General features: G+C 72.5%; 19 protein-coding genes, 1 pseudogene and 1 riboswitch. Of the genes and pseudogenes, 16 read left to right on the top strand and 4 right to left on the bottom strand.

Translation table 11 applies throughout. The features are described from left to right. Positions 1-140 precede the first annotated feature (140 nt). The 6 genes and pseudogenes from ctaE to IF23_RS0109405 all read left to right on the top strand — a co-directional run. On the top strand, positions 141-761 hold the full coding sequence (ctaE, locus tag IF23_RS0109430) for an aa3-type cytochrome oxidase subunit III (protein WP_030281841.1): 621 nt from the start codon (positions 141-143) through the stop codon (positions 759-761). 80 nt (positions 762-841) lie between these two features. Beyond that, positions 842-1,651 (top strand): cytochrome bc1 complex diheme cytochrome c subunit, encoded by an 810-nt coding sequence (gene qcrC / locus IF23_RS0109425; protein WP_030281839.1) that lies wholly within the window; start codon positions 842-844, stop codon positions 1,649-1,651. Then, positions 1,648-2,709, top strand: coding sequence for a cytochrome bc1 complex Rieske iron-sulfur subunit (gene qcrA / locus IF23_RS0109420; protein ID WP_051739445.1), 1,062 nt, complete (start codon positions 1,648-1,650; stop codon positions 2,707-2,709). The genes qcrC and qcrA overlap by 4 nt, the downstream gene beginning before the upstream one ends. Further along, the gene (qcrB, locus tag IF23_RS0109415) at positions 2,706-4,343 is read left to right on the top strand and encodes a cytochrome bc1 complex cytochrome b subunit (RefSeq protein ID WP_030281836.1); all 1,638 of its coding nucleotides are present in this window, start codon (positions 2,706-2,708) and stop codon (positions 4,341-4,343) included. Before qcrA ends, qcrB begins: the two co-directional genes overlap by 4 nt. Positions 4,344-4,519: 176 nt before the next feature. Continuing rightward, positions 4,520-5,584, top strand: a complete 1,065-nt coding sequence (gene trpD / locus IF23_RS0109410) for an anthranilate phosphoribosyltransferase (protein WP_030281834.1) — start codon at positions 4,520-4,522, stop codon at positions 5,582-5,584. Positions 5,585-5,719: 135 nt separating this feature from the next. Further along, positions 5,720-5,837, top strand: a riboswitch (SAM riboswitch). A 207-nt stretch (positions 5,838-6,044) separates the two neighbouring features. Beyond that, positions 6,045-7,283 (top strand): annotated as a pseudogene (locus tag IF23_RS0109405) (aminotransferase class V-fold PLP-dependent enzyme); the annotation flags it as partial. 280 nt (positions 7,284-7,563) lie between these two features. Here the strand turns inward: IF23_RS0109405 and IF23_RS0109400 are convergent. Further along, on the bottom strand, positions 7,564-7,845 hold the full coding sequence (locus IF23_RS0109400; RefSeq protein WP_030281831.1) for an Lrp/AsnC family transcriptional regulator: 282 nt from the start codon (positions 7,843-7,845) through the stop codon (positions 7,564-7,566). After that, the gene (locus IF23_RS0109395; protein WP_078653881.1) at positions 7,842-8,633 is read right to left on the bottom strand and encodes a rhomboid family intramembrane serine protease; all 792 of its coding nucleotides are present in this window, start codon (positions 8,631-8,633) and stop codon (positions 7,842-7,844) included. The genes IF23_RS0109400 and IF23_RS0109395 overlap by 4 nt, the downstream gene beginning before the upstream one ends. Before the next feature lie 195 nt (positions 8,634-8,828). Between IF23_RS0109395 and IF23_RS0109390 the strand changes: the two genes are divergently transcribed. The 4 genes from IF23_RS0109390 to IF23_RS0109375 all read left to right on the top strand — a co-directional run bounded on the left by IF23_RS0109390 (position 8,829) and on the right by IF23_RS0109375 (position 13,426). Next, positions 8,829-9,068, top strand: coding sequence for a hypothetical protein (locus tag IF23_RS0109390; protein ID WP_030281828.1), 240 nt, complete (start codon positions 8,829-8,831; stop codon positions 9,066-9,068). 19 nt (positions 9,069-9,087) lie between these two features. Next, positions 9,088-10,458, top strand: coding sequence for an NYN domain-containing protein (locus IF23_RS0109385; protein WP_030281826.1), 1,371 nt, complete (start codon positions 9,088-9,090; stop codon positions 10,456-10,458). A gap of 305 nt (positions 10,459-10,763) precedes the next feature. Continuing rightward, the gene (locus IF23_RS0109380; RefSeq protein WP_030281825.1) at positions 10,764-11,780 is read left to right on the top strand and encodes a C40 family peptidase; all 1,017 of its coding nucleotides are present in this window, start codon (positions 10,764-10,766) and stop codon (positions 11,778-11,780) included. Between the two features lie 146 nt (positions 11,781-11,926). After that, on the top strand, positions 11,927-13,426 hold the full coding sequence (locus tag IF23_RS0109375) for a hypothetical protein (RefSeq protein WP_030281823.1): 1,500 nt from the start codon (positions 11,927-11,929) through the stop codon (positions 13,424-13,426). Here IF23_RS0109375 and IF23_RS0109370 read toward each other — a convergent pair. After that, the gene (locus IF23_RS0109370; protein ID WP_425423818.1) at positions 13,407-14,849 is read right to left on the bottom strand and encodes a glycosyltransferase 87 family protein; all 1,443 of its coding nucleotides are present in this window, start codon (positions 14,847-14,849) and stop codon (positions 13,407-13,409) included. The two genes, IF23_RS0109375 and IF23_RS0109370, sit on opposite strands and share 20 nt — an antisense overlap. 262 nt (positions 14,850-15,111) lie before the next feature. Here IF23_RS0109370 and IF23_RS0109365 point away from each other — a divergent pair, with 262 nt between their 5' ends. Beyond that, positions 15,112-16,254 (top strand): glycosyltransferase family 4 protein, encoded by a 1,143-nt coding sequence (locus IF23_RS0109365; RefSeq protein ID WP_030281819.1) that lies wholly within the window; start codon positions 15,112-15,114, stop codon positions 16,252-16,254. A gap of 150 nt (positions 16,255-16,404) precedes the next feature. On the opposite strand, the gene IF23_RS0109360 is transcribed toward IF23_RS0109365, so the two are convergent. Next, positions 16,405-18,201, bottom strand: a complete 1,797-nt coding sequence (locus tag IF23_RS0109360; protein WP_030281816.1) for an AMP-dependent synthetase/ligase — start codon at positions 18,199-18,201, stop codon at positions 16,405-16,407. A 292-nt stretch (positions 18,202-18,493) separates the two neighbouring features. Between IF23_RS0109360 and IF23_RS0109355 the strand changes: the two genes are divergently transcribed. From IF23_RS0109355 to IF23_RS0109335, 5 genes are all read left to right on the top strand, one after another. Continuing rightward, positions 18,494-19,270 carry a metallophosphoesterase family protein gene (locus IF23_RS0109355; protein WP_030281814.1) on the top strand — a complete coding sequence of 259 codons (777 nt, stop codon included), beginning with the start codon at positions 18,494-18,496 and terminating at the stop codon, positions 19,268-19,270. Positions 19,271-19,432: 162 nt separating this feature from the next. Further along, entirely contained in the window at positions 19,433-19,906 is a 474-nt protein-coding gene (locus IF23_RS0109350; RefSeq protein WP_030281812.1) for an SRPBCC family protein, read from the top strand. A 2-nt stretch (positions 19,907-19,908) separates the two neighbouring features. Beyond that, complete coding sequence (locus IF23_RS0109345; RefSeq protein ID WP_030281811.1) at positions 19,909-21,108, top strand: ArsA family ATPase; 1,200 nt, start codon at positions 19,909-19,911, stop codon at positions 21,106-21,108. A gap of 104 nt (positions 21,109-21,212) precedes the next feature. Further along, the gene (locus tag IF23_RS0109340; RefSeq protein ID WP_030281809.1) at positions 21,213-21,692 is read left to right on the top strand and encodes a DUF5304 domain-containing protein; all 480 of its coding nucleotides are present in this window, start codon (positions 21,213-21,215) and stop codon (positions 21,690-21,692) included. Positions 21,693-21,766: 74 nt separating this feature from the next. Beyond that, on the top strand, positions 21,767-22,708 hold the full coding sequence (locus IF23_RS0109335) for an ROK family glucokinase (RefSeq protein ID WP_030281807.1): 942 nt from the start codon (positions 21,767-21,769) through the stop codon (positions 22,706-22,708). The last annotated feature ends 9 nt before the right edge of the window (positions 22,709-22,717 follow it).

Below are 22,717 nucleotides of genomic sequence, written 5' to 3'. Positions count from 1 at the left end.
GGTACGGCACCGAGCCGCTCCCGACCCCCGCGTTTCCCCCCTTCGGGCGAAGCCGGAAGAGCCCCGTACGAGCAGGGCATACGGCCTTGACACACCGAACGGCACCCCCCGGAGTGAGGGCGGGATAAGCGACCGACATAATGTCGGTCGTGGCGACAGCAACGACAGTAGAAACCGGGCACGCGCACCCGTCGGTCAATCGACCGAATCTCACCAGCGTCGGAACCATCATCTGGCTGAGTTCCGAGCTGATGTTCTTCGCGGCCCTCTTCGCGATGTACTTCACCCTTCGATCGGTGACCGGTGCCGAGTATTGGAAGGAAACCTCCGATGCGCTGAACCTTCCGTTCTCCGCGACGAACACGACGATCCTGGTGCTCAGCTCGCTGACCTGCCAGCTCGGTGTTTTCGCGGCGGAGCGCGGCGACGTCAAGAAGCTCCGCACGTGGTTCGTGATCACGTTCATCATGGGCGCGATCTTCATCGGCGGTCAGGTCTTCGAGTACACCGAACTGGTCAAGGAAGAGGGCCTCTCGCTCTCGTCCGGCCCCTACGGCTCGGTGTTCTACCTGACCACCGGCTTCCACGGCTTGCACGTGACGGGCGGTCTGATCGCCTTCCTGCTGGTTCTGGGCAGGACGTACGCGGCCAAGAGGTTCACCCACGAACAGGCCACCGCGGCCATCGTCGTGTCCTACTACTGGCACTTCGTCGATGTCGTCTGGATCGGCCTCTTCGCCACGATCTACCTGATCCGGTAACCGGTCCCGACCGGGAAACCGCAGTTCAGACAGACATAGCCAAAGCATCGACGCAGAAGATCCTGACACCGGGGTAATCCGTGAAAAAGCTCTCCGCACGACGGCGCCATCCGCTGGCGGCGCTCGTCGTCCTACTCTTCGCGCTGGCGGTCACTGGGGGGCTGTACGCCGCGTTCGCGCCGGCGGACAAGGCTCAGGCCGATGACACCGCCCAGTCTCTTGCCATCAAGGAGGGCAAGAAGCTCTACGCCGTCGGCTGCGCCAGCTGCCACGGCACCGGCGGTCAGGGCTCGTCCGACGGCCCGAGCCTGGTCGGTGTCGGCGCCGCAGCCGTCGACTTCCAGGTGGGCACCGGCCGTATGCCGGCCCAGCAGCCCGGCGCCCAGGTGCCGCGGAAGACGCCCATCTACAACCAGGCGCAGACCGACCAGCTGGCGGCGTACGTCGCGTCGCTGGGCGCCGGCCCCGCCGTGCCCGGCAAGGACCAGTACAGCCCGGACGGTGCCGACGTCGGCAAGGGTGGCGAGCTGTTCCGCACCAACTGCGCGCAGTGCCACAACTTCACCGGCAAGGGCGGCGCCCTGACCAACGGCAAGTTCGCACCGACGCTCGAGGGCGTGGACCCGAAGCACATCTACGAGGCCATGCAGACCGGCCCGCAGAACATGCCCTCCTTCGGTGACGGCACGCTGTCCTCGGAGAACAAGAAGGACATCGTCGCGTACCTCGGCGCCGTCAACGGCGATGACACCGCGAGCCCCGGTGGCCTGGACCTCGGTGGTCTCGGTCCGGTCAGTGAGGGTCTCTTCGGCTACATCTTCGGCCTGGGCGCGCTGGTCGCGGTCGCCATCTGGGTCGCTGCCCGGACTACGAAGGCCAAGAAGTCATGAGTGAGACTGGACGACACGCAGACGTGCCAGAAGAATCCCTTCCGAGTGAGCGCACCGCTCACGACAGTGCGCCGGTGAAGGCGGACAACCCCTTCGCCGACCCGGGTCTGCCCGCGCACGAGCACCGCATCCAGGACATCGACGAGAAGGCCGCCCGGCGCTCCGAGCGCGTGGTGGCGTACTTCTTCCTCCTGTCGATGCTCGCGACGGTCGCGTTCATCGCGTCGTATGTGATCTTCCCGATCGACAAGATCGTCTTTATCTGGCCGATCGGGCACATCAGCGCGCTGAACTTCTCCCTGGGTCTGACCCTGGGTATCGCCCTCTTCGCCATCGGCGCCGGTGCGGTCCACTGGGCCCGCACGCTGATGTCGGACGAGGAGATCGCCGACGACCGGCACCCGATCGAGGCGGAGCCCGAGGTCAAGGCCAAGGTGCTCGCCGACTTCGCGCAGGGTGCGAAGGAGTCCGGCTTCGGCCGCCGCAAGCTGATCCGTAACACGATGTTCGGCGCGCTGGCCCTGGTGCCGCTCTCCGGCGTCGTCCTGCTGCGTGACCTCGGGCCGCTGCCCGAGAAGAAGCTGCGCGGCACGGGCTGGAAGAAGGGCATCCGCCTGGTCAACCAGTCCACCAACCTCCCGCTGCGTCCCGAGGACATCGCGGTCGGCTCCCTGACGTTCGCCAAGCCCGAGGGCCTGGAGGAGGACGACGAGGAGTTCAACACCAAGATCGCCAAGGACGCCCTGATGCTCGTGCGGATCCAGCCGCAGAACATCAAGGACAAGCAGGAACTTGAGTGGTCGCACGAGGGCATCGTGGCGTACTCGAAGATCTGCACCCACGTCGGTTGCCCGATCAGCCTGTACGAGCAGCAGACGCACCACGTGCTCTGCCCGTGTCACCAGTCCACCTTCGACCTGTCCGACGGCGGTCGCGTGATCTTCGGCCCCGCGGGCCACGCGCTTCCGCAGCTGCACATCACGGTGAAGGACGGCTACCTCGAAGCCGTCAGCGACTTCGCGGAGCCCGTCGGCCCGAGCTTCTGGGAGCGCGGATGAGTAACGAGACGAGCGCGACCACCGCGCGCCGCGGCCAGGCGCCGCGGGGCGAGCGGATCGCCGACTGGGCGGACGGCCGGCTGGGCATCTACAGCCTCGCCAAGTCCAACATGCGCAAGATCTTCCCGGACCACTGGTCCTTCATGCTGGGTGAGATCTGCCTCTACAGCTTCATCATCATCATCCTGACCGGTGTCTATCTGACGCTGTTCTTCCACCCGAGCATGGCCGAGGTCGTCTACCACGGCACCTACGTGCCGATGCACGGGATCCGGATGACCCAGGCGTTCGAGTCGACGCTGAACATCAGCTTCGACGTCCGCGGTGGTCTGCTGATCCGGCAGATCCACCACTGGGCGGCGCTGATCTTCCTCGCCGGCATGATGGTCCACATGATGCGGGTGTTCTTCACCGGCGCCTTCCGCAAGCCGCGCGAGGTCAACTGGCTGTTCGGCTTCCTGCTGCTGGTGCTGGGCATGTTCACCGGCTTCACCGGCTACTCCCTCCCCGACGACCTGCTCTCCGGTACCGGTGTGCGGTTCATCGAGGGTGTCATCCTGGCGATGCCGCTGGTCGGCTCGTACCTGCAGATGTTCATCTTCGGCGGGGAGTTCCCGGGGCACGACATCATCCCGAGGTTCTTCACGGTGCACGTGCTGCTGCTGCCGGGCATCATGCTCGGTCTGCTGGTGGCCCACCTGATCCTGGTCTTCTACCACAAGCACACGCAGTTCCCGGGTGCCGGTAAGACCAACAAGAACGTCGTCGGCATGCCGCTGCTGCCGGTCTACATGGCCAAGGCCGGAGGCTTCTTCTTCCTGGTCTTCGGTGTCATCTCGGTCATCGCGGCCGTCGCGAGCATCAACCCGGTGTGGGCCATCGGCCCGTACCGCCCGGACCAGGTGTCCACCGGCGCCCAGCCCGACTGGTACATGGGCTTCGCCGAGGGTCTCGTCCGAGTGATGCCGGGCTGGGAGTGGGACTTCTGGGGTCACACCATCAACTTCGGTGTGCTCATCCCGATCCTGATCTTCCCGCTGGTGCTGGTGGCCATCGCGGTCTACCCGTTCATCGAGTCCTGGGTGCGGGGTGACAAGCGCGAGCACCACATCCTGGACCGTCCGCGCAACGCCCCGACCCGTACCGGCTTCGGTGTGGCCTGGCTGGTCGCGTACTTCGTGATGCTGATCGGTGGCGGTAACGACCTGTGGGCGACCCACTTCCACCTGTCGATCAACTCGATCACCTGGTTCGTGCGGATCGCGTTCTTCGTCGGTCCGGTGCTGGCGTTCATCGCCACCAAGCGGATCTGCCTGGGTCTGCAGCGCCGCGACAAGGACAAGGTGCTGCACGGCCGCGAGTCGGGCATCATCAAGCGCCTGCCGCACGGTGAGTTCGTCGAGGTCCACGAGCCGCTCTCGCAGGAGCAGCTGCACGTCCTCACCCAGCACGAGCAGCCCGCTCCGCTGGAGCTGGCGGCCGAGGTCGACGAGAACGGCGTCGAGCGCAAGGCCACGCGGTCGCAGAAGCTGCGTGCCAAGCTCTCGAAGGCGTACGACGGTGAGGACAACGTCATCCCGAAGCCGACCGTCGAGGAGTACAAGGAGATCAGCAGCGGCCACGGCCACCACTGATCACCGAGCCGCCGTGTGCGCACGGCGGTGGTGACGCCACCCAGAGGGCCCCGTCCTTCCCCGAGCTCTCGACTCCGGTCGAGCAGGGGATGCCCCATCCCGGACGGGGCCCTCCGGCATGTCCGGGGCTCGATAGGGTTTGCCCCATACGCAGGCACGAACCAGGAGTGTGGACCATGAACGTTGCGACCCCGGCAGGCGGCGACAGCGTGGCGGCCCACACCTGGCCGGGCGTCCTGAACGCCCTGCTGGACGGCCGGGACCTCGCCGCGGACGACACCGCCTGGGCGATGGACCGGATCATGCGGGGTGAGGCGACCGACGCGCAGATCGCCGGGTTCGCGGTGGCGCTGCGGGCCAAGGGCGAGACCGTCGCGGAGATCTCCGGGCTGGTCCGCGCGATGTACGCGCACGCCCGGCTGATCGAGGTGCCGGGCCCCGGTGTGGACATCGTCGGCACCGGCGGCGACGGCGCCAAGACCGTCAACATCTCCACGATGTCCTCGATCGTGGTGGCCGGTACGGGCGCGAAGGTGATCAAGCACGGCAACCGCGCCGCGTCCTCGGCGAGCGGCTCCTCCGACGTCCTGGAGAAGCTCGGCGTCCGGCTGAACCTCTCGCCGCGGCGGGTGGTGGAGGTCGCCGAGGAGGCGGGCATCACGTTCTGCTTCGCGGTCACCTTCCACCCGGCGCTGCGCCATGTCGCCACCGCGCGCGGGCAGCTCGGCATCCGGACCACGTTCAACGTGCTGGGGCCGCTCACCAACCCGGCGCGGGTGCAGGCGCAGGCGACCGGTGTCGCCGATGCGCGGATGGCGCCGATCCTCGCCGGGGTGCTCGCCGAGCGCGGCTCGTCCGCGCTGGTCTTCCGCGGCGACGACGGGCTGGACGAGCTGACGACGACGGCGACGTCGCGGGTGTGGATCGTGCGGGACGGCGCGGTGCGGGAGGAGACCTTCGACCCGCGGGACGTCGGAATCCCGCTGGTCCCGGTGGAGGCGCTGCGCGGCGCCGACGCGGCGTACAACGCCGAGGTGGCGCGGCGGCTGCTGGACGGGGAGCAGGGTCCGGTCCGTGAGGCGGTGCTGCTGAACTCCGCGGCGGCGCTCGCCGCGCTCGCGCCGACCGGGGCGCCGCTGACCGAGCAGATCCGGGCCGGTATGGAGCGGGCGGCGGAGTCCATCGACTCCGGCGCGGCCAAGCGGGCGCTGGAGCGCTGGGCGGCGGCCAGCAACGCCTGAACGGTGGGGCGGCGGTCGGTAACGTCCGGGCGTCGCAGGGCCGTTACGGCGGAATTCCGGGCAGGCCCGGTCCTTTTGATCTCATCAACCGGACCGGGCTTGCGCCGTTCCGTGCATATGGCATGATGCTGCGCAGGTCACGAGTGACAGCGACACAGGCCCCGGCCCGCTGTCCGGCAACCCTCCTTCCGTGGCGGGGTGCCCCGGGTGATGACCAGGCCGCAGGCAGCGAGGTCTGCGGCAAGCGCGGATCCCTCGCCAGGGATCCTGGTCCTCAGAGGGAGAACTTCCGTGAACCAGCGAATGCGATAGGGCTCTTCCGGCCCCCTCTCCAGCTTTTCGCTTTCTGAAGTAATACAGCGCTCCGCCGCTGCTTTTTCCTGCCGAATTCCGCCGCGCCCCTCCGCGCTTCTGGCTGCCCGCGTGCGGTGAATTCGCCTTTCTCTCACGGGAGTTCGCCATGTCTGTCTCCACCGTTGCCGCTGACCGCCCCCTTTGTGATGAGTTGAACGTTCTGGGGCGGGATGTCCAGGTGCCGCTGGCCGCCGGCGGCGAGATCGGTTACGCGGCCCTCGACTACGCGGCGAGCGCCCCCGCGCTCCAGCGGGTCTGGGACGACGTGGCCGCCTACGCGCCGTACTACGGCAGCGTGCACCGCGGCGCCGGGTACCTCTCGCAGCTCTCCACCGACCTCTTCGAGAACGCCCGCGCCACCGTCGCCGACTTCCTCGGCTGCCGCGACGACGACCAGGTGATCTTCACCCGCTCCACCACCGACTCGCTCAACCTGCTGGCCGCCGCGCTGCCGGAGGCCACCCGGGTCTTCGTCTTCGAGACCGAGCACCACGCCGCGCTGCTGCCGTGGGAGCAGCGCGACGGCGTCGACGTCACCTACCTCGACGCGCCGCGCACCCCCCGCCAGGCCGTCGACACCCTGGAGAAGGCGCTCGCCGCCCGCGACCCCTACGGGCCCGCCCTGGTCTGTGTGACCGGCGCGTCCAACGTCACCGGCGAGATCTGGCCGGTCAAGGAGCTGGCCGCGGCGGCCCACGCCCACGGGGCGCGGATCGTGCTGGACGCCGCCCAACTGGTGCCGCACCAGCCCGTCCACCTCGCCGCGCTCGACGTGGACTGGGTCGCGTTCTCCGGCCACAAGCTGTACGCGCCGTTCGGCTCCGGTGTGCTGGCCGGTCGCGCCGACTGGTTGCAGGCGGCCGACCCGTACCTGGCCGGGGGCGGCGCCAGCCGTACCGTCGCGCGCCGTCCCGACGGCGGCGTCGATGTCGCCTGGCACACCACCGCCGCCCGGCACGAGGCCGGTTCGCCCAACGTCATCGGCGCCTACGCGATCGCCTCCGCGTGCCGGGCGCTCACGGACGCGGGCTTCGACACGGTCGTCGCCCGCGAACAGGAACTCATCGCCCGCGTCCGGACCGGCCTCGCGGAGATCCCCGAGGTCCGCGTCCTCTCCCTCTTCGGCGACGACGCGCACCGCGTGGGCGTGCTGTCCTTCGTCGTCGACGGCTGGGACAGCGGGGACCTCGCGGGGGCGCTGTCCGCGCGGTACGGCATCGGCGTACGCGATGGGCTCTTCTGCGCGCACCCGCTGGTCCGCGCGCTGCTGGGCGGCGCACCGGATTCGCCTGCGGAGTGTGGTTCGCCTGCGGCGCTGTTCGGCTGCGGTGCCGGACCTCCGGACTCCGTCCTGCGGTCCGGCCCCTTCCGTTTGTGGGTGGGGAAAAGACGGTGGCGCGCCCCCACCGGCCTCTTTCCACCCACTCACGGGAGGGGGCCCTCCGGAGGACGGAGTCCGCAGGAGGGCCCCCGCTCCCGACAGCCCACGCCCGCCGCAGGCGCAACGGCGAACAACCCCGACGGTGGGAAAGCCGAAAGACATAGCGACTGGCCCGCCGCAGGCGAACCGCGAACAACCCCAACGGCGGGAAAGCCGAAAGACAACGGCAGGCCCGCCGCAGGCGCTAGGCGTCCAAACCGATCGCGAACGCCGCCTCCAGGTCATGCTGCGAATACGTGCGGAACGCAATATGCGTCTCGGTGGAGGCCACGCCGGGGACCTTGCTGATGCGGCCGGGGATGACGTCGGCGAGGTCGTCGTGGGCGGCGACGCGGACCATCGCGATGAGGTCGTGGGCGCCGGTGACCGAGTACACCTCGCTGACCCCTTCGAGCGCGGCGATCTGCTCGGCGATCTCCGGGATCTGGTCCACGCTGGTCCTGATGAGCACGATCGACGTGATCACGGCTGGCTCTCTCCCTCGGTCGCCGGTGCATTCCCCCTGGTGGACTCCACAGTAGCGGGCCGGTGGCGGGCCCATGCGTAGAGGAAGCCGAGGGCGAAGCCGATGACGTGGGCGAGGTAGGCGACGCCGGGGCCGGCCGGGTCGCGTTGGGCGGCCAGCCACTGGAGGGCGAACCAGAAGAGCAGCACCACCCAGGCGGGGAAGCGGAGCGGGAGGAAGAAGAGGAAGGGGAAGAGGCTGGTCACGCGGGCGCGGGGGAAGAGGTAGAGGAACGCGCCCAGGACGCCGGAGATGGAGCCGGAGGCGCCGACCAGCGTCTGGCCGGAGGCGGCGTGGGCGGCGGCGTAGCCGAGGAGCGCCAGGTAGCCGGTGACGAGGTAGAAGACCGTGTACGCGGTGCGGCCCATGCGGGCTTCGGTCATACCGCCGAAGACGTGCAGGAAGAGGGCGTTGCCGAGCAGGTGGAGCCAGCTGCCGTGGACGAAGAGCGCGGTGAGCGGGGTGAGCCAGGCGGCCGGGTGACCGGCCCACAGGTCGCGGGGGATGACGCCCCAGCGTTCGAAGTACGCGGTCTGCGCCTGGAGGAGGGCGTCGCCGGTGCCGTGGAGCGGGTTGAGTCCGGAGGCGGGGCCGAGGACGAAGAGGACGCAGCAGACGGCGATGAGGAGGTTGGTGACGGAGTACCGGCTGCGGGCCGGGGGATCCGGATGGCGGGCGTCCGGTGGGGTGCCCGGCTGCCGGGGCCGGGCGTCGTCGGGCGGTGGGGGAGGCAGGGGCGGTGCCGTCATGAGGGGATCATGCCGTAATGGGGGTAATCGGGGCGGACTGCCTCGCCGCGTCCCGTCTCCTGGGCGGTGCCCGCGCGGCCGTGCCGTCAGGCCGTAGGGTTACGGTCGGTACTTTGCGTACTTCCCGCAGTCCGACGGCGCACCGCGTGAGGCCGCAGCACCCGCACCGCACGAGTAGGAAGAAGGACGATCACGATGGCTGTTCCCCTGCCGACGGACCGGACCCGGTGGCGCTGCACGCTCTGCGGCAACCTCACCCGCTTCGACGTGACCCGTACGTCGAAGGTGGTCGAGTACACCCACCTCGACCTGGCCGGGGAGCCGAAGGTCGAGGAGCGCGAGGTGCTGAGCGACTCCGTCGAGTCGGTGCGCTGCCGCTGGTGCAACGCGGTCGACCGGATCGAGCTGGTGGACCGTCCGGGCGCGGACGCCTGAGGATCGGGGCGAGTAGACCGTGGAGGAGCGTCCAGCAGGGGAGCCGGGGGCGGGCGGGACGGCGTCCGGCGGCGGGGGCGAGGAGGCCCTCGACCGCCCGCTGCCCGAGGGCGTCCGGCGCCGTGTGGTGGCGCTCACCGCGGACGCGTTCGGCGCCCTGACGGTCGCCGAACTCCCGCCGCCGCTGCGGCAGTACGCCCGTTTCACGCCCTCGCGGCGCGCCAAGTTCGCGGGGAACGCGATGGCCGCCGCGCTGGAGAGCGACGCCGTCTTCCGGCAGCGCATCGCGGGGAAGGTCCGCGAGGCGCAGCCGGAGGTCGCCGAGGCGCTGGAGCGGGGCGCCGCGCCCGCCGCCGCCGATCCGCTGGACGTCGCGGCGGCGGCGTACGTGCTGCGTCCCGACGGCTGGCCGAAGCTGGTCGCCGCGGCGGGCGAGGAGGCGCAGCGGGCGCGCGCCGAGCGGGCGGACGAGGAGGCCGAGCGGGAACTGGCCCGGCTGCGTGAGGAGCTGGCCCGGGCCAGGGCGGACGCCCGCGCCGACACCGACCGGGTGCGCGCCGAGCTGGACGCCGTCCGCAAGGAGAACGACACGCTCCAGCGGAAGCTGCGCAGTGCCCTCAGCGATGTGAAGCGCGGTGCGGCGACGGTCCGTAAGGCGGAGGCGGAGCTGGAGTCGGAGCGCTCGCGGGCGGCGTCCGAGAAGGCGGCGGCCGACAGCGAGGTGCGCCGCCTCAAGGCGCGGATCGGGGAGAGCGAGGCGGCGCTGGAGACCAGCCGCCGGGCCGCCCGGGAGGGCCGCAGCGTCGAGGACATGCGGGTGCGGCTGCTGCTGGACACCGTGCTGGACGCGGCCCAGGGGCTGCGCCGGGAGCTGGCGCTGCCGCCCGCCGGGGTGCGGCCCGCCGACACCGTGGAGGCGGTGGAGCCCGGCCGGATGACGCCGAAGGACGTCGCCACCCGTGCGCTGTCGGAGACCGATCCGGCCCTGCTCGACCAGTTGCTGGCGCTGCCGCAGGCCCATCTGGTGGTGGACGGCTACAACGTCACCAAGACCGGCTATCCGACGATGCCGCTGGACAAGCAGCGGCTGCGGCTGCTGGGCGGCCTCGCGGTGCTCGCCGCCCAGACCGGCGCGGAGATGACATGTGTCTTCGACGGCGCGGAGCTGGCGGCGCCGGTGTTGCTGGCGCCGCCGCGCGGGGTGCGGGTGCTGTTCAGCAAGCCGGGCGTGACGGCGGACGAGTTGATCCGGCAGCTGGTGCGCGCGGAGCCGCCGGGGCGGCCGGTGGTGGTGGTCTCCACCGACCGTGAAGTGGCGGACGGGGTGGCGAAGGCCGGGGCGCGGCCGGTGGCATCGGCCCTGTTGCTCAAGCGACTTGCCCGCGTCTGACGGGGCGACGTGCCCGGGGGTGACGGATCGACGATTTGTCCGTTCCCTGCTCTCTGACCGTCAAGTGCCCACTACAGCCCGTGTGATGTTGGTAAAACCTGGCCTCGGCGCGGGGTTTTTTACCCGGGAGGATTTGAAGCGATCACAACTCGGTTACTAAGGTCTGGCCTCGAACCTTCATGCAGTTGATCATCCACCCGGGATGAACAGTGAAGGAACCGCCGAGTCCGTGGCGTACGCGCGGAGCCGGGGTCACCACCCCCCACTTCCCGGTAGGCGGCTGAAGGAAGAAGGAGATCGCCCCCGTGGCGTCCCACCGTCGACCCAAGCAGCCGAGCCGTACTCGTGTGACCGTGCTCACCGCGACCGCCGCGGCGGCCGTCGCCCTCTCCTCCCAGGCCGCGCAGGCCGCCCCGTCGAAGAAGGACGTCAAGTCCGAGGTCGACAAGCTCTACGAGCAGGCGGAGCAGGCGACCGAGAAGTACAACGGCGCCAAGGAAGATCAGCAGAAGCTCCAGAAGGAGGTCGCCGACCTCCAGGACAAGGTGGCCCGTGGCCAGGGCGAGCTGAACGAGCTGCGCAAGGGCCTGGGCGCCGTCGCCTCCGGCCAGTACCGCAGCGGCAGCATCGACCCCTCCGTCCAGCTGTTCCTCTCGGGTGATCCGGACACCTATCTGGAGAAGGCCGCCACCCTCGACCAGCTGAGCGGCAAGCAGGCCGATCAGCTCAAGGTCATCGCGGACAAGCAGCGCCGTCTCGCGCAGGAGCGCGAGGAGGCCGCCGGGAAGATCAAGGACCTCTCCGAGACCCGTAAGGCGCTCGGCGAGAAGAAGGACGAGATCCAGGGCAAGCTCGCCAAGGCGCAGGATCTGCTCAACACCCTCACGGCCAAGGAGAAGCAGGCGCTGGAGGCGAAGGAGAACCGCGCCAACCGCTCCAACGACCGCGTCGACCTCGGCCACGACGTCCCCGCCTCGCAGCGCGGTGCCGCCGCCCTCGCCGCCGCCCAGTCGAAGATCGGCTCGCCCTACGTCTGGGGCGCCACCGGCCCGTCCTCCTTCGACTGCTCGGGTCTGACCTCCTGGGCGTACCAGCAGGCCGGTCAGTCGCTGCCGCGTACCTCGCAGGCGCAGGCCAGCGCCGGTACCCGCATCGGCATGAGCGAGCTGAAGCCGGGCGACCTGGTGCTCTTCTACGGCGACCTGCACCACATCGGCCTCTACGCGGGCAACAACACCGTGCTCCACGCGCCGAAGCCCGGCGCCGCGGTCCGCTACGAGTCGATCAACAACATGCCGTTCCAGTACGGCGTCCGCGTCTGACGCCACGGGCCACCCGCCCGGCCGCAGCGCCGCATTCCTCCCGCCCCGTCGGTGACCTCCCCCGGTCACCGGCGGGGCGGTGGCGTCGCCGCGGGCCGCCCCTTCTCCCGCTGGCGCTCGCGGGTGAGGTCGATACGATCGACCGCATGGCAGGTCAGGGTGTACGGCGACCGCCCCGGGCCACGGCCGCGGGGAGCGCCGTGCTGCTGGCCGTGGTGCTCACCGCCGCGAGCGGCTGCGCGCAGCAGCCGCCGCCGCGGACCCGGTTCCCCGAGGTGCAGCGGATGCTGGACGCCCGCGCCCGGGCGGTACGGCAGCACGACGAGGCCGCGTTCCTCGCCTCCGTCGACCCGGTGCGGCCCGGCTACCGCGACCGGCAGCGCCGCGCCTTCCGCACCCTCAAGGAGCTGCCGCTGACCGGCTGGCGGTACGACCTCGTCGCGACCGACGCCTTTCCGCTGGCGTCCGGCGGGAACACGATGGCCGCCAAGGTCGAACTCCGCTACCGGCTCAAGGGCTTCGACGCCGAGCCGGTGACCTCCGTGCAGTATCTGACGCTGACCCGTACGTCCGGCCGCTGGCGGATCGCGTCGGACGAGGAGGGCGCCGCGTCCGGCCACGCCGGGACCCGTCAGCTGTGGGACCAGGGGCCGGTGGCGGCGGTGCGGGGGCGGCACGCGCTGGTGCTGGGGGACGCCGGGGACCGCGGGCGGCTGACGGATCTGGCGCGGCGGGCGGACGCGGCGGTGCCCGCCGTCACCGCCGCGTGGAAGGGCCGCTGGAGCGGTCAGGTGGTGATCGAGGCGCCGGGGTCGGTCGCCGGGATGGCCCAACTGCTGGGCAGCGGCGACCCGTCCGCGTACGCGGGGATCGCGGCGGTGACGACCGGTGAGGCGGGCGCGCAGGCGAAGGCTCCGGCCGACCGGGTGATCGTCAACCCGGAGGCGTACGCGGACCTCAACGACGCGGGCCGGGCGGTGGTGCTGTCGCACGAGATCACCCATGTCGCCACCCGCACGGCCACCACCGGCGACACCCCGCTGTGGCTCTCGGAGGGGTTCGCCGACTGGGTGGCGTACCGGGGCAGGCGGCATGCGGCGGCCGCGGCGGCGCCGGAGCTGTCGCGGGCGGTCGCCACCGGGCATCCGCCGCAGCGGCTGCCCGCAGACGCGGACTTCGGCTTCACCGGCGGCGCCGACCGGCTGGCGAGGGCGTACGAGTCCGGCTGGCTGGCCTGCCGGATGATCGCGGACACCTGGGGCGAGGCGAAGCTGCGCGCGTTCTACCGGGCGGCGGGCGGCGTCCCGACGGGCGAGGGGCACGCGGGTCCGGGGGCGCGGTCGGGCACGCCGTCGCCGTCCTCCCCGTCCTCGTCGCCGTCTCCGTCTCCGTCCTCGGGAGCCGGTGCCGGGCCGTCCGCCGGTGCGGCGTCCGGAGGTGACGACTCCCGGGGCGGTGGGGCGGACGGGACCGGGCGGCGGGTCGTCGGTGGGCATCCGGCGGCGCCCGCGCCGGGGGCGGTGGACGATCGGCGTACGGCGGTCCGCAACGCCCGGCTCGACACCGTGTTCCGCTCCCAACTCGGCCTGAGCGCGGGACAGTTCACCAAGAAGTGGCGGGCCTATCTCAAGAGCGCGCTGACCTGACGGGGGAGTGCCCGGGCGCGTGGCCGCCGGGGGGCTGCGGCGCGGCGGAGGGGGCGGCGTCGGCACCTTCCTCGCCCGGAGCGGGCTCCGGGTCCGGCTCCGGTACGGGCCCGTCCGCCTCCTCCGTCCCGTCGGCCGTTCTCCGTACCGTCGTCCGCCACAGTCTGCGGGCGGCGAGGAGGGCGGCCCAGACCAGCAGGGCGTCGCGGAGGAGCAGCAGCGTCAGGCCCGGGCCGTCGCTCGCCACCACACGGTCGAACCAGAGCGGGAACTCCCAGCAGGTCAGGCCGGTCGCGGCCAGGACCAGCAGCACCGGCAGGGTCTGCCGACTCGCCCGGACGGTCAGACAGACCGCGCCGAGCCCCACCGGCCACAGCAGGTACTGCGGGCTGATGACCCGGCTGGTGACGGTGGCCAGCAGCACCGCGGTGAACGCCGCGTCGCACCACACCGCGGGCCGGGGCGCGGTCCGCAGCCCGGCCCGCAGCCGCCACCACAGCAGCCAGCCGAGGGCCGCGGCCGTCAGCGCCGTCGCCACCGCGCTGACCTCGGGCACCAGCGGGCCGACGAACTCCAGCGAGCCGTAGCGGAGCACCACCTCGCCGGGCCAGCCGAGGTGCCGCGCCCCATGGAAGACGAGCGCGCCGAGCGACTCGACCTCCGTACCGCGGTCCCGCTGGGCGGTGAGGAAGGCGAACGCGCCGGGGGCGGCGAGGGCGCAGCCGAGCGTCAGCGCCGCACCGCAGACCGCGGCGGCGCCCCACAGGGCCCGCGCCCGGCGGCCGCGCAGCGGCGCCCCGCACAGCAGCAGCACCGGCCACACCTTCAGCAGCGCCCCGCAGGCGATCAGCGCCCCGGACAGCCGCGGACGGCGGGCGGCGGCGCAGAGCGCGGCCACCGCGACGGCGGTCACCATCAGGTCGTAGCGGGCGTACCCGGTCGGTCCGAGCAGCGCGACCCCGGCGATCCACACCCAGGCGCCCGCCGGACGGTGGCCCGGCCGCCGCCCGGTCCGTACGAGCAGCGCGAGGACGGCGGCGTCGGCGGCGAGCAGCAGCGCGAAGAAGGCGTGCGGATACGAGAGGAACGGCAGCAGCCCGGGGGAGAGCACCGCGAGGGCGGCGCCCGGCGGGTACTGCCAGGTGACGTCGCCGACCGGGAAGGAGCCGGAGCGCAGCACCTCCGCCCAGTTCCGGTAGATCACCGCCACATCGCTCGTGACGTCCGGACCCGGCACCACCAGGACCTTCAGGACGCAGAGGAGGAGGACGGCGCGGGTCGCCGCCCAGCAGAGGAGCTGGAGGCGGCCGACCGGGAGACGGCCGGACCGGAGCCGTTCCACCGGGCGGCGGCGGAGGGCCGGGGCGGTGGACGGCCGGGCCGTGGGCCGGGCGCCGCTGGGGTGCGGGGAAGCCATGGTCACCTCGTTGTCCGTGTCGCGCCGTGTCGTCCCACGGGGCCGTGCGCCGGGCCGGTCGTACCGGGGCGGCCCGTCCGGGGGCGGCGGGCCCGGCCCCGCCCGGGGCATGATGCCGGACGCCCCGCGCCGCGCCCCGTCTCCCGGCCCCGGCGCGTCCCGGACCGGCCGCCCCCGGGGCCGGTCCCGCGGCGACCCGGTACTGTCGGCCGGAGGGCGGGGCCACCGGGCCGCGCCCGCCGAGCCGAACCGACGCCGAGAGACCAGCGTGCACAAGACCCTCATCGTCACCAACGACTTCCCGCCGCGCCCCGGCGGCATCCAGGCGTTCCTGCACAACATGGCGCAGCGCCTGGACCCCACCCAGGTCGTCGTGTACGCCTCCACCTGGAAGCGCGGCGCCGAGGGGCGCGCGGCCACCGCCGCCTTCGACGCCGAGCAGGAGTTCCCGGTCGTCCGCGACCGTACGACGATGCTGCTGCCCACCCCGGCCGTCACCCGCCGCGCCACCGCGCTGCTGCGCGAGCACGGCTGTACGTCGGTGTGGTTCGGTGCCGCGGCGCCGCTCGGCCTGATGGCGCCCGCGCTGCGCGCCGCCGGGGCGCGCCGGATCGTCGCCACCACCCACGGCCACGAAGCGGGCTGGGCGCAGCTGCCCGCCGCCCGGCAGCTGCTGCGCCGTATCGGCGAGGGCACCGACACCCTCACCTACCTCGGCGAGTACACCCGCCGCCGGATCGGTGCCGCGCTCACCCCCGAGGCCGCCGCCCGGATGGTCCAACTGCCGCCCGGCGTCGACGAGAAGACCTTCCACCCCGGCTCCGGCGGCGACGAGATCCGCGCCCGCCTCGGCCTCAGCGACCGGCCCGTCGTCGTCTGCGTCTCCCGGCTGGTGCCGCGCAAGGGGCAGGACACGCTGATCGAGGCGATGCCCGCGATCACCGCCGCGGTCCCGGACGCCGTCCTGCTGATCGTCGGCGGCGGTCCGTACGAGAAGGAGCTGCGGGCGCTGGCGGAGCGCACCGGGGTGGCGGGGTCGGTGCGGTTCACCGGCGCGGTGCCGTGGGCGGAGCTGCCGGCCCACTACGGCGCGGGCGACGTCTTCGCGATGCCGTGCCGCACCCGGCGCGGTGGCCTCGACGTCGAGGGGCTGGGCATCGTCTACCTGGAGGCGTCCGCCACCGGGCTGCCCGTGGTGGCCGGTGACTCCGGTGGTGCGCCGGACGCGGTGCTGGACGGCGAGACCGGCTGGGTGGTGCCCGGCGGCTCCCCGCGGGCCACCGCCGAACGCGTCGTCACGCTCCTGCAGGACCCGGAGCTGCGCCGCCGGATGGGCGAGCGGGGCCGGGCCTGGGTCGAGGAGAAGTGGCGCTGGGACCTGCTCGCCGAGAAGCTGAAGGAACTGCTCTGAGCCTCCGGGCGGGCTCGCGGAAGCGCAGGTCAGGAGCGTGCGCCCCGGAGTGGCCGCCTCCCCCCGAGCGGGACGCGGCCGCCCCCGGACACACCGGCGGGGCGCGCCCGGTGGGCCGCGCCCCGTACCTCTGCCGTGCCGACGGGTCCGTCAGCCGCGGTAGAGCGCCTCGATCTCCTCGGCGAAGTCCTTCGCCACCACGTTCCGCTTGAGCTTCAGCGACGGCGTGACATGGCCGGAGTCCTCGGTCAGCTGGGTCGGCAGGATGCGGAACTTGCGGACCGACTCGGCCTTCGAGACCGCGGCGTTGCCGTCGTCCACGGCGCGCTGTACGGCGGCCAGCAGCTCCGGGTCGTCGGCGAGCGACACCGCGGTGGAGTCGGCGGGACGGCCGTGCTCGGTGGCCCAGCGCGGCAGGAACTCTTCGTCGAGGGTGATCAGCGCGCCGATGAACGGACGGCCGTCGCCGACGACCATGCACTCCGCGATCAGCGCGTGCGCCCGGATCCGGTCCTCGATCACGGCGGGCGCGACGTTCTTGCCGCCCGCCGTCACCAGGATCTCCTTCTTCCGCCCGGTGATGGTGAGGTAGCCGTCCTCGTCGAGGGTGCCGAGGTCGCCGGTGTGGAACCAGCCGTCGGAGAGCGCCTCGGCGGTGGCCGCCTCGTTGTTCCAGTACTCCGTGAACAGGTGCTCGCCGTGGAGCAGCACCTCGCCGTCGTCGGCGATCCGCACCACCGAGCCGGGCAGCGGCTGGCCGACGGTGCCGATCTTCTGCCGGTCCCAGGGGTTGAACGCGGTCGCCGCACAGGACTCCGTCAGGCCGTAGCCCTCCAGGGCGGTGAAGCCGATGCCGCGGTAGAAGTGGCCGAGGCGCTCGCCGAGCGGGGCGCCGCCGGAGATGGCGTGCGTGGCCCGGCCGCCGAGGACGGCGCGGAGCTTGCCGTAGACCAGCTTGTCGAAGAGCTTGTGCCGCAGCCGCAGGCCGAACGTGGGGCCCGCCGCGGTGTCCAGCGCCTTGCTGTAGGCGATGGCGGTGTCCGCCGCCCGGTCGAAGATCTTGCCCTTGCCGTCGGCCTGCGCGGTGGCGCGGGCGCCGTTGTAGACCTTCTCGAAGACCCGCGGCACGCCCAGGATCAGCGTCGGCCGGAACGAGGCGAGGTCGTCGGTGAGGTGCTTGATGTCGGGCGCGTGGCCCAGCTTGATCGGCGCCATCACACAGGCGATCTGCACCAGTCGGCCCAGCACGTGCGCGACCGGCAGGAAGAGCAGCACCGAGGACTCACCGGTGCAAAAGAGCGGGCGCAGCCGCTCGACGACGTTGCCGACCTCGGCGAAGAAGCTGCGGTGGGTGAGGACACAGCCCTTGGGGCGGCCGGTGGTGCCGGAGGTGTAGACGATCGTGGCGGGCGAGTCGGCGTCCGCGAGGGCGGAGCGCGCGTCCACCTCCTCGTCGGTCAGCGCGGTACCCGCGGCCGACAGCCGGGCGACGGCGTCCCGCTCGATCTGCCAGATGTTGGCCAGCCCGGGCAGCCGGTCCCGTACGGACTCCACGGCCGCCTCGTGCGCGGGCGTCTCCACCAGGCAGGCCACCGCGCCGGAGTCGCCGAGGATCCACTGGATCTGCTCGGCGGAGCTGGTCTCGTAGACCGGCACGGTGATCGCCCCGGCGCTCCAGATCGCGAAGTCCAGCAGCGTCCACTCGTAACGGGTGCGCGACATCAGGCCGATACGGTCGCCGGGCTGGATGCCGGAGGCCATCAGCCCTTTGGCGACGGCGCGGACCTCGGCCAGGAACATGGTGGCCGTGACGTCCTGCCACCCGCCGTTGACCTTCCGGCCGACGACCGCGACATCCGGGTGCTGCGCGGCGTTGCGGCGGATGAGATCCGTCAGATTGCCGTCCGAAGGGACCTCGTACAGAGCCGGAAGGCTGAACTCGCGCAAGACTGCTGCTCCTCATTGGCGCCGGTGCCACGACGCTGTGTGCTGCACCGGTTCGGTCCATGACTGGCAGGGGACTGGACTGCCCGGACGTTACCCACCGGTATTGCTTTGGGGTAGGGGGTACGGCCAGATGTTCGATGCGTCACATGTCAAGGGGTGCGCCGTGGGACTTACGGCCTCACCTGCGTGGGGCAGGCCGCCCGCGCAGACTAGACCAGCGTTTCGGTGACCGGAAAGTAACCGGCGGACGGCGCCCTCCCGGCCCGCGGAACCGGGACCTAGGATTTCCGTCATGCGACTGCATGTGGTCAGTGATGTACACGGCAACAGCCGGGACCTCGCCCGCGCCGGTGAGGGCGCCGACGCCCTCGTCTGCCTCGGCGATCTCGTGCTCTTCCTCGACTACGCCGACCACGCGCGCGGCATCTTCCCCGCCCTCTTCGGCGCCGACAACGCCCGCCGCCTCATCGATCTGCGCACCGCCCGCCGTTTCGACGAGGCGCGCGCCTTCGGCCGCCGCCTGTGGGGCGAGCTGGACGCCGCCGGGGAGCCGCGCGAATCCGTCATCGAGACCGCGGTCCGCGGCCAGTACGCCGAACTCTTCGCCGCCCTGCCCACCCCCACCTACGCCACCTTCGGCAACGTCGACATCCCCCGCCTCTGGCCCGAGTACGCCCGCGAGGGCACCACCGTCCTCGACGGCCAGCGCGTCGAGATAGGCGGCCGCGTCTTCGGCTTCGTCGGCGGCGGTCTGCCCTCCCCGATGCGCACGCCGTACGAGATCGGCTACGAGGAGTACGCCGCCAAGATCGAGGCGGTCGGCGAGGTCGACGTCCTCTGCACCCACATCCCGCCGGACGTCCCCGAACTCTGCTACGACACCGTCGCCCGCCGCTTCGAGCGCGGCAGCGCCGCCCTCCTCGACGCCATCCGCCGCACCCGCCCGCGCTACTCCCTCTTCGGCCACGTCCACCAGCCGCTCGCCCGCCGGATGCGCATCGGCGCCACCGAGTGCGTCAACGTCGGCCATTTCCGCGCGACCGGCAGGCCGTACGTCCTGGAGTGGTGACCCGGCCGCCGCGCCCGGGCGCCCCGCGGGCCCGCGCCGCCCGGCCCGCTGGTGTCCGGCGGCGCCGCGCCGCGCGGTAGCCTTCAGCAGCAGAGACACCGGGTTCGACGCGAGCCGGGGGCCGGGCCGTACCGGCGCAATCGGCATGGAGGAGTCACGGCGATGGCCGAACACACCAGCTCTAGCATCACGATCGCGGCGCCGCCCGCCGAGGTGATGGGAGTGATCGCCGACTTCGAGCGCTACCCGCGGTGGACCGGCGAGGTCAAGGAGGCCGAGGTGCTGGCCAAGGACGACCGGGGCCGCGCCGCACAGGTCCGGCTGCTCCTCGACGCCGGTGCCATCAAGGACGACCACACCCTCGCCTACACCTGGACCGGCGAGAACGAGGTCAGCTGGTCGCTCGTCAAGTCCCAGATGCTGCGCGCCCTCGACGGCTCCTACCGCCTCGCCCCGGTCGACGGCGGCGCGGGCACCGAGGTGACCTACCAGCTCACCGTCGACGTCAAGATCCCGATGCTCGGCATGATCAAGCGCAAGGCCGAGAAGGTCATCATCGACCGCGCGCTCGCGGGCCTGAAGAAGCGCGTGGAGTCCGGCCCCGAGGACACCGCCGACGCGGCCGGGACCCACTGAACGTGCGGACCGTCCTCGTCACGGGCGCGGGCGGCGCCGGTCGCTCCACCCTCGCCGCGGCCACCGCACTGGCCGCGGCCCGGCAGGGCGCCCGGACGCTGCTGCTCACCGGCGAGAGCAGCGCCCCGCAGACCGTCCTGGGCACCGAACTGTCCACCACGGCCACCGAACTCGCCCCCCGACTGCACGCCCGCCGCGTCGACCCCGGCGACCGCTTCCGCACCGAGTTCCTCGCCTTCCAGGACCGCGCGGGCGCCGCCCTCGACCTGCTCGGCGCCACCCCGCTCGACGCCGACGAACTCACCGAACTCCCCGGCGCCGCCTCCTTCGCGCTGCTGCACGCGCTGCGCGCCGCACACACCTCCGGCAGCTGGGACACCGTCGTCGTCGACGCCCCGCCCGCCGACGAAACGATCCACCTTCTGGCGCTCCCCGCACAGGTCCGCCGCTATCTGCGCCGACTGCTGCCCGCCGAACGCCAGGCCGCCCGCGCCCTGCGCCCGGTCCTCGCCCAGCTCGCCGGGGTGCCCATGCCCGCCCAGAAGCTCTACGAGGCCGCCGACCGCTGGGAGCAGGAACTCGCCGCCGTCCAGGCCGTGATCGACGCGCCGGGCACCACCGTCCGGCTGGTCACCGACGCCGGGCCGGTCGCCGCCGGGACGCTGCGCGCCGCCCGCGCCGGGCTCGCGCTGCACGGCCGCCGCACCGACGCGGTCCTCGTCAACCGGCTGCTGCCGACCGGCTCCGCCGACCCGTTCCTCGCCGCGCTCTCCGGCGCCCAGCAGGAGGCGCTGACGGTGCTGCGCGAGGAGGTGGCGGGCGTCCCGGTCCACGAGGTCGCCCACCTCGGCCGCGACCCGCGGGGCCTCGACGCGCTCGCCGCCCTCCTCGACGCCGACGCCGCCCGCGTCGGCGCCACCACGGACACCGCCGCCCGCGCCGCCGACCCCTGGACCGTCGAGGACCGGCTCGCCGACGACGGCCTCCTGGTGTGGCGGGTGCCGCTGCCCGGCGCCGCCCGCGAGGGCCTGGGGCTGGTCCGCCGCGGCGACGAGATCGTCGTCACCGTCGGCCGCCACCGCCGGATACGGACCCTGCCCTCGGCACTGCGCCGCTGCACCGTCACCGGCGCCGGACTGCGCGAGGGCGTGCTCCAGATCCGCTTCACCCCCGACCCGGCACTCTGGCCCGAGGGAAGCTGATCCGCGTACCCCCGTTCGGGTACCGTCGAAGGTGAGTCCCGTCCCGGCCGCCGGGCGCCCCGGCGCACCGCGGCCATCCGCAGCAGGAGTCCACGGAGCCCGCCATGAGTGATGCCACCGACCGTCCGGCCGAGCCGACGGCCGCTCCCGAGGCCGACGCCTGGGAGACGGCCTGCGCCGAGGACCTCGCCGCGGAGAAGGCCCGCCGCCGCGCCGAGCAGGGCGTCCCGCCGGGCAGCGCCGCCGACGAGCTGCGCAAGCTCGCCGACGCGGTGGGCGACAAGCTCGCCGGGATCCAGCTGCCCGGCGCGCTCGGCGGCGCCGCCGCCTCCACCGCCGTCAGCAGCCTGTTCCGGCAGGCCAAGGCCGCCGTGGAGCCGGTCGTCGAGCGCCACCCGGACGTCTTCGACCACCTCGCCGCCGCCGGTTCCGAGCTGCTCGCCGCCTACCGCTCCGCCGTCGAGGGCGGCGAGACCCGCTGGACCCGCAAGGAGACCGGCGACCACCCGCGGCCCGCCGGACGCCCCGAGGACCCCCGCGACGACGACGGCCCCACGGGCACCGAGCGCATCGATCTCGACTGACGACCCGGAGGGTCCCCCTCTCCCGCTCCGGTACGGTGGATCACGGCGGGGTTCGAGAGACAACTGAGGGACACATGGGACTCACCATCGGCGTCGACATCGGCGGCACGAAGATCGCGGCCGGCGTGGTCGACGAAGAGGGCTCGATCCTGGACACCTGCACGGTGCCGACCCCGCAGACCGCCGACGCGCTGACCGACGCCATCGCCGACGCGGTCCGCTCCGTCGGCGCCGCCCACCGGGTGGAGGCCGTCGGCATCGGCGCGGCCGGATACGTCGACGAGAAGCGGGCCACGGTCCTGTTCGCACCGAACATCGACTGGCGGCACGAACCGCTCAAGGACAAGGTCGAACAGCGCGTCGGTCTGCCCGTCGTGGTCGAGAACGACGCCAACGCCGCGGCCTGGGGCGAGTACCGCTTCGGCGCCGGTGCCGGGCACAGCGACGTCATCTGCATCACGCTCGGCACGGGCCTGGGCGGCGGCATCATCATCGGCAACAAGCTGCGCCGCGGCCGCTTCGGCGTCGCCGCCGAGTTCGGCCACATCCGGGTCGTCCCCGACGGTCTGCTGTGCGGCTGCGGCAGCCAGGGCTGCTGGGAGCAGTACGCCTCCGGCCGCGCCCTGCTCCGCTACGCCCGCCAGCGCGCCTCCGCCACCCCCAAGGACGCCACGGTCCTGCTGGGCCTGGGCGACGGTACGCCCGGGGGCATCGAGGGGCGGCACATCAGCGAGGCCGCCCGCCGCGGGGACCCGGTCGCCGTCGACTCCTTCCGCGAGCTGGCCCGCTGGGCCGGTGCCGGACTGGCCGACCTCGCCTCGCTCTTCGACCCGTCCGCCTTCATCGTCGGCGGCGGCGTCTCGGACGAGGGCGAACTGGTCCTCGACCCGATCCGCAAGTCGTTCCGCCGCTGGCTGGTGGGCAGCCAGTGGCGGCCGCACGCCCAGGTGCTCGCCGCCCAACTCGGCGGCAAGGCCGGGCTGGTCGGCGCCGCCGACCTCGCCCGCCAGGGCTGAGCCACCGCC

Origin of the sequence: Streptomyces catenulae, from assembly GCF_000718015.1 — a bacterium.
GTDB classification, from domain to species: Bacteria; Actinomycetota; Actinomycetes; order Streptomycetales; family Streptomycetaceae; genus Streptomyces; species Streptomyces catenulae.
This window is presented reverse-complemented; position numbering and strand designations above follow the sequence as displayed.